Raw genomic sequence first — 10,974 nt, 5'->3', positions numbered from 1 at the left:
CTGATCGAGTGCTGAACATCGTCGTGCTGATCTCCGGCGGGGGCAGCAACCTCCGCGCCCTTATCGATGCCGCGAGCGAACCGGGCTTCCCGGCGCGCATCGTCGCGGTAGGAGCGGACGGCGACGCCGGCGGAATCGCCCACGCGGCCGCTGCCGGGATCCCCTACTTCATCGTTCGCCCGCGCGACTACGCGGACCGCGGCGCGTGGGGGGAAGCGTTCCTCGCCGAGATCCAGCGCGCGTCGCCCGATCTCGTCGTGAGCGCGGGCCTCATGCGGATCCTGCCTGAAGACTTCGTGCGCGCCCTCAGCCCGAACCTGATCAACACGCACCCGGCACTCTTGCCGCTCTTTCCCGGGGCACACGCGGTGCGCGACGCGCTCGCCGCCGGTGCCACCGAGACCGGCCTCACCGTCCACGTCATCGATGAGGGCGTCGATACGGGTCCCGTCATCCGGCAGGCGCGCGTCGAGATCCGCCCGGGTGAGTCCGAAGCCGAGCTGCACGAGCGCATCAAACAGGTCGAACGCCCCCTCCTCATCGACGTCGTGCGCGACATCGCCGAGGAGCGAATCTCGCTCGCCGAGATCGCGCGCGCTGCCCACCCATAGTCCCGTTCTTTCTGCCCGTTCCGTATCCCCTTCGAAGGAGCCCCGCCCATGGCCGTATCGAGCCAAGACCCCAGCCTGTACGAACACCGCGACCAGGTGCCCGTGCGCCGAGCGCTGATCTCGGTGAGTGACAAGAGCGGGCTGCTCGAGCTCGCCGCGGCCCTCGCCGACGCCGGCGTGGAGATCGTCTCGACGGGATCCACCGCGAGCACGATCCGCGACGCGGGCCACTCGGTCACCGACGTGGCCGAGGTGACCGGGTTTGCTGAGGCCCTCGACGGCCGCGTCAAGACGCTGCACCCCGCTGTGCACTCGGGTCTGCTCGCCGACTTGCGTCTCGCCGACCACCGGGCGCAGCTCGAGCAGCTCGGCTATGCGCCGTTCGAGCTCGTCGTCGTGAACCTGTACCCGTTCGCCGAGACGGTCGCCTCGGGCAAGCCCGACGCCGACGTCGTCGAGAACATTGACATCGGTGGCCCCGCGATGGTGCGCGCCACCGCAAAGAACCACCCGAACGCCGCGATCGTCGTCTCGCCCGTGCGCTACGGCGAGGTCATCTCGGCCGTCCGCGCCGGGGGCACCACGCTCGCGCTGCGACGCTCGCTGGCCGCCGAGGCATTCGCGCACACCGCGCAGTACGACGAGATGGTCGCGACCTGGTTCGCCGACGCTGAGGAGCGCGGCTGGGCCGATGCCCCCGCCGACGATGACGCCGCGGCCGACGCCTCGGTCGACGCGTTGTTCGAGAACCCCGATGGCTTCGTGACCGTGTTCTCGGGCGGCGTGCGCACTGCGGTGCTGCGCTACGGCGAGAACAGCCACCAGCGCGCCGCGCTCTTCTCCGAGGCGGATGCCGCAGGCATCGCGCAGGCGACGCAGCTGCACGGCAAGGAGATGTCGTACAACAACTACGTCGACGCCGACGCCGCCGTCCGGGCCGCCTACGACCACGAGCGCGCGGCCGTCGCGATCATCAAGCACGCAAACCCGTGCGGCATCGCCGTGGCGCCCGAGGGTGCCGCTGACGAGATCGCCGCGGCGCACGAGCTGGCGCACGCCTGCGACCCGGTGTCGGCCTTCGGCGGCGTCATCGCCGCGAACCGCACGGTCACCGCTGAGATGGCCAAGACCGTGGCGGGCATCTTCACCGAGGTGCTGGTTGCCCCGGGCTTTGAGCCCGAGGCCGTCGAGATTCTGACGCAGAAGAAGAACATCCGCCTGCTCGTGCTGCCGATCGACTTCGCGGCGAACCCGGTTGAGACCCGGCAGGTCTCGGGCGGCTTCCTCATGCAGGATGCCGACCGTCACTTTGCGCCCGCAGCGTCATGGACGCTTGCCGCGGGTGAGGCGGCTTCTGCGGAGACGCTTGCCGAGCTCGAGTTCGCTTGGCGTGCGTGCCGCGCGGTGAAGTCCAACGGCATTCTGCTCGCGCAGGACGGCGCCTCGGTCGGCGTCGGCATGGGCCAGGTGAACCGGGTGGACTCGTGCCGCCTCGCAGTCTCCCGCGCGGGTGAGCGCGCACAGGGCGCGGTCGCCGCGTCCGACGCGTTCTTCCCCTTCGCCGACGGCCTGCAGGTGCTGCTCGACGCGGGCGTGCGCGCAGTCGTGCAGCCCGGCGGATCGGTGCGCGACGAAGAGGTCATCGCGGCGGCCGCCGCCGCGGGCGTGACCATGTACTTCACGGGTGAGCGCCACTTCTTCCACTAGGCACGTGCGCGCAGGAGGCCCCGGGACTCGCGTCCCGGGGCCTCCTGCGTTCTGCGCCCTGGCCGGGATCTGGGCCCGCGACCCGTCTCGATCTGCGGCATCCTTTTCGACGAAGCCGCAGTTTGAGACGTCTCGATGGTGGCTAGCCGCGTGGGTCGAGGAGTGCGGGCTGCAGAGGGAGCGGTGCGAGTGGTGCACTCAACGCTGAGGCCACCCATGCTGCGCATTCGTATGGCCGGTACAGGACGTCGTCGCTCAGCAACCGAATGACATGGAACCCGGCAGCTCGGGCTCGGTCCAGCCTGCGGATGTCCTTGGCATACTGGGCCTTGTCGGTGCGGTGCTGATCTCCGTCGAACTCCACGATGGTTCGTCGTTCCTCACTTACGAGATCGAATCGCCCGATCCAGCCGGCCGCGTCGTGCAACTCGACCTGGAGCGTGAAGTACTCGGCCAGACCGAATGCATCGAGCATGAGCCGAGTCAGCGTCTCCATCCGGGATTCTGCGCCGACCTTGGACAGCGAAAGGGCAAGACGAAGCCGCGTGGCACCGCGTCCGCGAAACGCCACGGCGTGTTCGTGGAGACGCCCCAAAGCGACGTGAGGCGGTAGCTGACGGTCTCGGCCCCGCGGGCGAACAAGACTGTCGATCGCAACGACGAGTTCCCGCAACGGCAGGATCCCTGCGCTCTGCATCACAGCCGCGCTGGGCATCACTATGGGGACGCCTCGGAGGGTTTCGAATGGCGCCGGGTTGCTCAGGGAGTGACCGGTCACTCCCTGAGTCCTGTTTCTCTCGAGCCCAGGCGGAGCGACCACATGGAGAGCGAACTTCGTGCGAATCGGGCAGCCGTAGAGCACGAGCGCAGTTGTGTGGCCGATCGCTTCGCCTGGGCGAAGACGGGGGAGTACATGAGCGGCAGCGCGGGCCGTTCGCGCGTGCAGCGAGGCGTCCGATGAAGGTGCTACGAGTAGGGAACGTACCCCGTAGTGCGGCGCGGCGAGTGCGGGGTGGCGAATCGAGCTGAGCGTTGACCCAGCAGAAAGAGCCTCCTGAACGCTGAACACGGGAGGCAACTCAGGGGTTTGGCGTCTCGGATGAGGCATGTATTGATTCTTAGTTCCCGGGTTGATGGGTGGGCACTCAAACCGAATCTGGGGAGAACCTTGTTCATAGAGCTCTTGTGGACAACGGGTTGCATCCCAGAAGTGGCTCGCCACGGATCGAGAAGTCTCAATCTGCGGCATGAACTCTCGGGAAGCCGCAGATTGCGACGGGTCGGCGAGGGATGGGGTCGGCGGAGTGAGGGGGGAGGGAGGGCTTGGAAGAGGGGGAGGGGGAGGGGGAGGGGAAGATGAATGGTGGTGCAAGGGGCAGGCCCGAAAACAACGAAGGCCCCGAGGGATTCCCCCGGGGCCTTCGTGAATCAGCGCGAGCTAGGCGCGCGCCGGGCGCCTAGCGCCAGCGATCGCCCCAGGTCACCGACTCGCCTGCCGCCGAACGCGTCTGCGGGACGCCGCGCGGGTTGTCATCGCGCAGCTCCACGGGCAGGAACGCCGCCGACACGGACTGGTAGCTCACGGGGCGCTGGAAGCGAGAGATGGCCGCCGTGCCAACGGACGTGCTCGAGTCGTTCGTCGTCGCGGGCCACGGGCCGCCGTGCGTCGTGGCGGGCGTGACGGCGACGCCGGTGGACCAGCCGTTGAACAGCACGCGGCCGACCTGCAGCGCCATGGCCTGCACGAGCGCGCGCAGCTCCGCCACATTCTCGGTCGAACCCGCGAGCTCAGCGTCGGACAGGTGCAGCGTCGCCGAGAGGTTGCCCTCGAACAGCTCGGGGAGGAGCGGGGCGAGCTCGGTGCCCTCGGGCACCTCGACGATGACCGAGAGCGGGCCGAAGGCCTCTTCCAGGATCGCCTCGCGGCCGGCGCGGAGGTCGTCGAGCGAGACCGCGACGACGGTCGGCGTGGCCCAGCCCTGCCCGTCTTCGTCGAAGCGGAGCCCGCCCTCGACGATGACGCGGACTCCGGGCGCCGCCAGGATCGCGTCGCGGCGGGCCGAGTAGCTCTGGGCGAGGCGCGGGCCGAGCAGGCGGTGCTCGGCGACGGGCCCCGCTGCGGCAGCGATCGCCGCGTCCAGCTCGTGTCCCTCGGGGGCGAAGACGAAGCCGGGCTTCGTGCACAGCTGGCCGGCGGATCCGGATACCGCGGTCACGTACCCGGCCGCGATCTCGTCGCGACGCTCGTCGAGCGCGCCCTGCGTCACGAAGACGGGGTTCACGCTGCCGAGCTCGCCGAAGAACGGGATCGGGGTGGGGCGGCTGGCGGCGATATCGGCGAGCAGGCGCCCGACGAAGATCGAGCCGGTGAATGCGCCGCCCTTGATCCGCGGATCCTTGAGCACGTCGACACCGGCCTGCTGGCCGTGGATGAGTTGGAAGGTGCCCTCGGGCATACCGGCGGCGGTCAGAGCGTCGCCGAGCACCTTCGCGGTCGCGTCCGACAGCTCGGGGTGGCCCGAGTGCGCCTTCACAATAAGCGGGCAGCCCGCGGCGAGGATGGCGGCGGAGTCGCCGCCGGCCACCGAGAACGCGAAGGGAAAGTTCGACGCCGAGAAGTTGATGATCGGGCCGAGCGGGAGGTGCGTGCGACGGATGTCCGGGCGGACGCCGAGCGCGAAGGCTGAGTCTGCCTCGTCAATGCGGGCATCAAGGTAGCGCCCGTCGACCAGCGCCTCGGCGAACAGCCGCAGCTGCACGGCGGTACGAGTCACCTCGCCATTCAGGCGAGCCTCGGTGAGCCCGGTCTCGCGCTGAGCGATCTCGACCAGGTGAGGCTTCGCGGCCTCGAGTGCATCGGCCGCGGCCACGAGCGCGTGGGCGCGATCTTCCGGTTTCGTGGCGGCAAACAGCGGTGCTGCCTGGGCTGCGCGCGCGACGACAGACTCGAGTTCGGGGGAAAGGGCGGCGTTCGCCATACTCTGCAACCTCCATGGGTGCGGGGAAAGAATCCGGTCCCTCCCATTGTGCCATTGCACTGGGGTGCGCCCAAACCCGGGCACGGTGCGGCCCCTGAGAATCACCTTGCTACGCGCGTGCTGTGGGCGGTCAGTTGCGCCGCCGATACTATGGGGGTATGGAAATTCTCAGGAACATTGCGCTGGTGCTGCACTTCATCGGCTTCGCCGTCATCATCGGCGGAGTGATCGCCCAGATCCCCGCGCTCAAGGCGGGCGCGGCAAAGCTGAGCCCCGGGATCCTGCACGGTGGTTGGCTGATGCTGCTTTCGGGCCTCGCGCTCGTCGGCCTCGCCTACGGCCGCGGCATGGGCGACTACATCGACAACGCGAAGATTGGCGTCAAGCTGGTCGTGCTCATCGCGATCGTCGTGATCGCGCTGATCAACAAGAAGAAGGATCGCGTCGCCGGCTGGGTGTTACCGACGATTGGCGGCCTGACCGTGCTGAACATCATCCTTGCGGTGTTCTGGTAAACAGCCCCGCAGGATCCCGGCGCTTCGCGCCGCAACGCACGGCGGCCCGCCCCTCATTCGAGGTGGCGGGCCGCCGTGCGTTTTGGGTTGTTACTCGGCGTCTGAGGCGGCTCGCTTGAGCGTGCCGATCTTCGCGCCGTCCTGGTCGAGGACCGTGAGATTGTCTCCCTTGACCGTTGCGGTGACCGCCTTGCCGAGCCAGGTGTCGACGCCCTCGCAGAACATCATCGTGGAGGCGAGCGGCCCGAAGGTGACCGTGTCGCCGTCGACCTCGAAGGTTCCCACGAGGCGGTTGCAGCCGTCTGTTCCCGAGACCTTACCGTCCTCGCCGAGCTGCAATCCGGGCTCGTTCTGCTGCTTCGAGTCGGGTGTGCCCCACGTGCCGTAGGCGGAGGCCTGCTGTGCGCAGGCACTGAGAGACAGGGCCAATACGGCCGCGGCCGCGGCGGCGGCGAAGATGCGTGACTTCATAGCTGAAGCGTATATCTTCGACGCCGCGCGGCGGAGGATTTTCTGCGAACTACCGCGAAACCTTCGGCTGCTGCTGAGTGATGCAGTGGATCCCGCCGCCGCGCGCGAAGAGCGGGCGGGCGTCGATGCCGATGACCTCGCGGCCCGGGTAGACCTCGCGGAGCACGCCGAGCGCGCGATCGTCGGAGGGGTCGTCGAAGGCGCAGGCCAGCACGGCGCCGTTGATGACGAGGTGGTTGATGTAGCTGTAGTCGACGAAGCCCTCGTCGTCGCGCAGCGCCTCGGGTGCGGGGAGGTCGATGATCTCGGGGGCGCGGCCGTGCTCAGCGAAGTAGCGCTCGGCGACGGCCCGATTTTCGCGCGCGATCGCGTGGTCGGGGTGCGACTGCGAGTCCTGGCGGTGCATGAGCAGCACCTCGGGGGTCGCAAATGCGGCGAGGATGTCGGAGTGGCCGCGCGTGCCAAAGGTTTCGTGGTCGCGGGCCAAGCCGCGGGGCAGCCAGAGTACGCTGTCCACGCCGATCGTGCGCGCGAGCTCTGCTTCGACGTCCTGCTGGCTGAGGCGGGGGTTTCGGCCCGGATCCAGCTGCACAGTGCGCGTGACGATGACGCGGCCGGTGCCGTCCACCTGGATCCCGCCACCCTCGTTCACCATCTTCGAGGAGATGAGCTCGGCGCCGGCGGCCTCGGCGACGATGCGACCGATGTGCTGATCCTTGTCCCAGCTGGCCCATTCTTGCCCGCCCCAGCCGTTGAAGACGAAGTCGACCGCGCCAAGCTGGCCGTCGTCGCTGATGACGAAGCTCGGGCCGATGTCGCGCATCCAGGCGTCGTTGAGGGGAGCGCTGAGGAGCTCGATCGCTCCCGAGAGGTGCGTCCGCGCTACGTCCTCGTCGCCCGGGTTCACGACGACGGTGACGGGCTCAAAGTCCGCAGCGGTATTGGCGACAGCGGCCCAGGTCTGGCGGGCCTCGGCGACCTCGGCCTCGGTCTCGCCGAGCGTGTAGCCGCTCGTGGGCCACGCCATCCAGAGGCGCTCCTGCTCGTGGCCCTCGATGGGCATGTTCCAAGTAGTGGGGGTGGTCATCGCGGATACTCCTCGGGCTCTTCGGTGAACGTCGGTGTGTCTGGGTAAACGTATGTGTACAGTCTAGCCGGTACAGTGCCGACACATTTAGTTGAAGTCTTGCGTAATTAGATTCAAGTGAATATACTTTGAGAGTGCCCCCACTGGGGCGGAAAGTCAGAGGACATCATGGAGTTCGGAATCTTCTCGGTCGGGGACCTCACCCAGGATCCCACCACCGGCATCACCCAGACCGAGCAGGAGCGCATCCGCGGCCACGTCGCTATCGCGAAGAAGGTCGAGGAGATCGGCATGGACGTCTTCGCGACCGGCGAGCACCACAATCCGCCGTTCTTCCCGTCCTCGCCCACGACCTCGCTCGCGTACATCGCGGCGCAGACCGAGCGCATCACGCTCTCGACGGCGACCACGCTGATCACCACGAACGATCCCGTGAAGATCGCGGAGGACTACGCGACACTGCAGCACCTCTCGGGCGGCCGCGTCGACCTCGTCATGGGCCGGGGCAACACCGGCCCCGTGTACCCCTGGTTCGGCAAGGACATCCGCCAGGGAATCCCGCTGGCAATCGAGAACTACGCCCTGCTTCGTCGCCTGTGGACCGAAGAGGTCGTCGATTGGGAGGGCCAGTTCCGCACGCCCCTGCAAGGCTTCACCTCGACGCCGCGCCCGCTCGATGGCGTTGCCCCGTTTGTGTGGCACGGCTCGATCCGCAGCCCTGAGATCGCGCACCAGGCCGCGTTCTATGGCGACGGCTTCTTCGCCAACAACATCTTCTGGCCGAAGGAGCACACCGCTCGCCTGATTGACATCTACCGCGAGCGCTACGAGCACTACGGCCACGGCAAGGCGCACCAGGCGATCGTCGGGCTCGGAGGACAGTTCTTCATGCGCAAGAACTCGCAGGATGCGATCAATGAGTTCCGCCCGTACTTCGACAACGCCCCCGTCTACGGCCACGGCCCCAAGATGGAGGACTTCATGGATCAGACCCCGCTGATCGTGGGCAGCCCGCAGCAGGTTATCGACCGCACCCTCTCGTTCCGCGACTGGGCCGGCGACTACCAGCGCCAGCTGTTCCTGATCGATCACGCCGGCCTGCCCCTGAAGATCGTCCTCGAGCAGCTCGACCTGTTCGGCGAAGAGGTGCTGCCGGTGCTGCGCGCCGAGTTCGCGAAGAACCGCCCGGCCGACGTCCCCGAGACGCCGACGCACGCCAGCCGCGTCCAGGCGGCCCGCGCCGCAGCCGCAGAGGCCGTGACGGCGCAGGCTGCCGCCACCGCCGAGTCGGACGCACGATGGTAGGCCAGGATCCTGCCCGCGGCGAGATCTCTCGCCTCGCGCTCGATGCGTGGGAGGCCCTGTTCCGGGCGCAGTCCGTCCGGTACCGGGAGTTCCAGGCGTCGGACGCGTGGGCCGGCCGCAGCGACCGCGACTACGACGTGCTCTACACGCTGAGTCGAGACGACGCGGGGATGCGGCAGAAGGATCTCACCGACTGCCTCTTGATCTCGCAGCCGTCACTCAGCCGCCTGATCGAGCGGCTGGTGGCCGAGGGCCTCGTCGACCGTCGGCCCGACCCGGCCGATCGCCGCGGTGCGATCCTGAGCCTCACCGAAACGGGGCGCCAGCTGCAGCGCAAGATCGGTGCGGGCCATGCCCGCGACGTGACCCGCGCGCTCGCCCAGCGCCTCACCTCCGAGGAGATGGCCACGCTGCGAGACCTCTCGCGGAAACTCTCCGCCGCACTTCCCGAACCAACCGCAGTTTCCGAAGGAACCCCCTCATGACTATCCAACTCGTCGCCGTCTCCGGCGGCCTCGGCACCCCGTCCAGCACCCGCATGCTCGCCGACCGCGTGCTCGGCCCCGCGTCGCGCGCGCTCGAGGCGCAGGGCGGCACGGTCGAGGTGACCGTGATCGAGCTGCGCGAGCTCGCGGTGCAGATCGCGAACAACCTCTTGACCGGATATGCCGAGCCTGCCCTTGCGGAGGCGCTCGCCGCAGTCCGTCGGGCCGACGGGATCGTCGCTGTGACGCCCGTGTTCAACGGCTCGATGGCCGGGCTGTTCAAGTCCTTCTGGGATCTCGTGGAGCCCGACGCCATCCGTGGCGTCCCGGTCGCGCTCGGGGCCACCGGGGGCACCGCGCGGCACTCGCTCGTCACCGAGATGGCGATGCGCCCGCTGTTCGCCTACCTACGCGCGTTCCCGCTGCCCACCGGCATGTTCGTCGAGACCGACGCGTGGGGTTCGCGGGCGGGCGCCGAGGTCATCGACGAGCGCGCCGGCACGCTCGGGCGTGAGCTTGCCGACGCGGTGCGGCTGCTGCGTGGCGGCATCGCTGCGCAGGATCCCGCCGTGTCCGGCGCGGGCGATGCCCGTGCGCAGGCGCTCGACACGGCCCCGGCCATCGCGCCGTCGGTCGACGAGGTGGCCGCGACGGCGGCGGCTCAGGAGAAGAACGCCAACGAGTCGGAGTTTGCGGCGCTCATGTCCCGGTTCGCCGGGGCCGAGGTGGGCTAGGCGAGACCCCGCCGCCCGATCGTCGCGGTGTTGACCCGTCGAGGTTCCGGGCGAGCTGCGTGACCGTGTCGGCGAGTTCAACGGGTTCGATAACTTCCACTCGGGAGGTCAGCGCGATGCGGGCAACCGTCAACGAGAGGCGACCGAGGTCTTCGCTACGAATCTGCAGGAGACATTGATCGTCGGTCACCTCGAGGGGGGTGTGTTCGATCCAGCGAAGCACACTTTCGAGCGTGGCGAACGGGGAGTGGACGATGAGCGTCGCCTGCTGCAATTGGGGTGTCGACCCGATCGATCTGGCGATGAAGGTCCCCGCGTCGCCGCCGGGAATCTGCCGTGGCGCGAAGTGTCTGCCTACCAGGCGGGGCTTACGAAGACGGTCGAGCCGGAACGATCGCCAGTCGCTGCGATCTGCGTCCCAAGCAGCAAGATACCAGCGACGCCCGGCCGATACGAGCCGGTGAGGTTCGACGAACCGCGTGCTCCCTTCGCCGTCACCCCGTTGATACGCAAAGCGCACGTACTCATGATCGCGACAAGCGGCGGCGAGCACGCTCAGTGCGTCGGGGTCAACGAAGTCCGCAGAGTGGCCCAGGCTCACAGAGCTCATGCTGGAATGCAGGGCCGAGACGCGTCGGCGCAGGCGATGCGGGAGAAGGGTTTCTATTTTTGTCAGTGCGCGCAACGAGGTCTCCTCGAAACCGTCGATGGCTGCCTCAGCGGCATAACGCAATCCGACGGTGACGGCGACAGCTTCGTCGTCGTCGAGCACCAGGGGTGGAACATGCGCGCCCGTGGCCAGTCGATAGCCCCCGTACCGCCCTGACGTGGAATCGACCGTGTAGCCCAGCTCGCGGAGTCGGTCAACATCACGGCGCACCGTTCGCTCTGTCACCTCGAGCCGCGTGGCGAGCTCGGCGCAGCTCCAGAACCGATGGGTCTGTAAGAGCGACAGCAGTTGCAACGCCCTGCCCGTGGGATCGTTTCGCATTGCATCAGTGTCGCAGCACCGCGGACATATTGTGTCCGCAATCCTGCATATCTTCGGAGCAGCCGGTCGACCACCGATCGGATCGCACCC

11 protein-coding genes are annotated in these 10,974 nt (G+C 68.2%); 6 read left to right on the top strand and 5 right to left on the bottom strand.

Annotated features, from left to right (window positions below; translation table 11 throughout):
• Positions 1–8: 8 nt before the first annotated feature.
• Both purN and purH read left to right on the top strand, forming a co-directional pair.
• Positions 9–611, top strand: coding sequence for a phosphoribosylglycinamide formyltransferase (purN, locus tag KOE53_RS11190; protein WP_188058553.1), 603 nt, complete (start codon positions 9–11; stop codon positions 609–611).
• A gap of 48 nt (positions 612–659) precedes the next feature.
• A complete protein-coding gene (purH, locus tag KOE53_RS11185) occupies positions 660–2,318 on the top strand; it encodes a bifunctional phosphoribosylaminoimidazolecarboxamide formyltransferase/IMP cyclohydrolase (RefSeq protein WP_188045688.1) in 1,659 nt (552 codons plus the stop codon).
• Positions 2,319–2,460: 142 nt separating this feature from the next.
• Here purH and KOE53_RS11180 read toward each other — a convergent pair whose 3' ends face one another.
• Together KOE53_RS11180 and KOE53_RS11175 are read right to left on the bottom strand one after the other, a co-directional pair.
• Complete coding sequence (locus tag KOE53_RS11180; protein ID WP_188058552.1) at positions 2,461–2,814, bottom strand: DUF559 domain-containing protein; 354 nt, start codon at positions 2,812–2,814, stop codon at positions 2,461–2,463.
• 961 nt (positions 2,815–3,775) lie between these two features.
• The gene (locus tag KOE53_RS11175; RefSeq protein WP_188058551.1) at positions 3,776–5,296 is read right to left on the bottom strand and encodes an aldehyde dehydrogenase (NADP(+)); all 1,521 of its coding nucleotides are present in this window, start codon (positions 5,294–5,296) and stop codon (positions 3,776–3,778) included.
• Positions 5,297–5,454: 158 nt separating this feature from the next.
• Here KOE53_RS11175 and KOE53_RS11170 point away from each other — a divergent pair, with 158 nt between their 5' ends.
• Entirely contained in the window at positions 5,455–5,811 is a 357-nt protein-coding gene (locus KOE53_RS11170; RefSeq protein ID WP_188044715.1) for a hypothetical protein, read from the top strand.
• 90 nt (positions 5,812–5,901) lie between these two features.
• On the opposite strand, the gene KOE53_RS11165 is transcribed toward KOE53_RS11170, so the two are convergent.
• Positions 5,902–6,282: an META domain-containing protein gene (locus tag KOE53_RS11165; protein ID WP_188044714.1), complete on the bottom strand. Its 381-nt coding sequence runs from the start codon at positions 6,280–6,282 to the stop codon at positions 5,902–5,904.
• Positions 6,283–6,331: 49 nt separating this feature from the next.
• The gene (locus tag KOE53_RS11160; protein WP_251364312.1) at positions 6,332–7,369 is read right to left on the bottom strand and encodes an agmatine deiminase family protein; all 1,038 of its coding nucleotides are present in this window, start codon (positions 7,367–7,369) and stop codon (positions 6,332–6,334) included.
• Between the two features lie 168 nt (positions 7,370–7,537).
• Here KOE53_RS11160 and KOE53_RS11155 point away from each other — a divergent pair, with 168 nt between their 5' ends.
• The 3 genes from KOE53_RS11155 to KOE53_RS11145 are packed head-to-tail and all read left to right on the top strand — an operon-like array spanning position 7,538 to position 9,893.
• On the top strand, positions 7,538–8,674 hold the full coding sequence (locus KOE53_RS11155; RefSeq protein WP_188058550.1) for an LLM class flavin-dependent oxidoreductase: 1,137 nt from the start codon (positions 7,538–7,540) through the stop codon (positions 8,672–8,674).
• Positions 8,668–9,159, top strand: a complete 492-nt coding sequence (locus KOE53_RS11150; protein ID WP_188044712.1) for a MarR family winged helix-turn-helix transcriptional regulator — start codon at positions 8,668–8,670, stop codon at positions 9,157–9,159. The genes KOE53_RS11155 and KOE53_RS11150 overlap by 7 nt, the downstream gene beginning before the upstream one ends.
• Entirely contained in the window at positions 9,156–9,893 is a 738-nt protein-coding gene (locus tag KOE53_RS11145; RefSeq protein WP_188058549.1) for a CE1759 family FMN reductase, read from the top strand. Before KOE53_RS11150 ends, KOE53_RS11145 begins: the two co-directional genes overlap by 4 nt.
• Here KOE53_RS11145 and KOE53_RS11140 read toward each other — a convergent pair.
• On the bottom strand, positions 9,859–10,884 hold the full coding sequence (locus tag KOE53_RS11140) for a helix-turn-helix transcriptional regulator (RefSeq protein WP_188058548.1): 1,026 nt from the start codon (positions 10,882–10,884) through the stop codon (positions 9,859–9,861). The two genes, KOE53_RS11145 and KOE53_RS11140, sit on opposite strands and share 35 nt — an antisense overlap.
• Positions 10,885–10,974 lie beyond the last annotated feature (90 nt).

The organism is Leucobacter sp. CX87, assembly GCF_018682295.1.
Lineage (GTDB): Bacteria > Actinomycetota > Actinomycetes > Actinomycetales > Microbacteriaceae > Cx-87.
This window is presented reverse-complemented; position numbering and strand designations above follow the sequence as displayed.

Coding starts and splice junctions, on each gene's coding strand:
- KOE53_RS11140 (WP_188058548.1), bottom strand. CDS start 10,884: ATGCGAAACGATCCCACGGGCAGGGCGTTGCAACTGCTGTCGCTCTTA.
- KOE53_RS11160 (WP_251364312.1), bottom strand. CDS start 7,369: ATGACCACCCCCACTACTTGGAACATGCCCATCGAGGGCCACGAGCAG.
- KOE53_RS11145 (WP_188058549.1), top strand. CDS start 9,156: ATGACTATCCAACTCGTCGCCGTCTCCGGCGGCCTCGGCACCCCGTCC.
- KOE53_RS11150 (WP_188044712.1), top strand. CDS start 8,668: ATGGTAGGCCAGGATCCTGCCCGCGGCGAGATCTCTCGCCTCGCGCTC.
- KOE53_RS11170 (WP_188044715.1), top strand. CDS start 5,455: ATGGAAATTCTCAGGAACATTGCGCTGGTGCTGCACTTCATCGGCTTC.
- purH (WP_188045688.1), top strand. CDS start 660: ATGGCCGTATCGAGCCAAGACCCCAGCCTGTACGAACACCGCGACCAG.
- KOE53_RS11175 (WP_188058551.1), bottom strand. CDS start 5,296: ATGGCGAACGCCGCCCTTTCCCCCGAACTCGAGTCTGTCGTCGCGCGC.
- KOE53_RS11165 (WP_188044714.1), bottom strand. CDS start 6,282: ATGAAGTCACGCATCTTCGCCGCCGCCGCGGCCGCGGCCGTATTGGCC.
- KOE53_RS11155 (WP_188058550.1), top strand. CDS start 7,538: ATGGAGTTCGGAATCTTCTCGGTCGGGGACCTCACCCAGGATCCCACC.
- KOE53_RS11180 (WP_188058552.1), bottom strand. CDS start 2,814: ATGGAGACGCTGACTCGGCTCATGCTCGATGCATTCGGTCTGGCCGAG.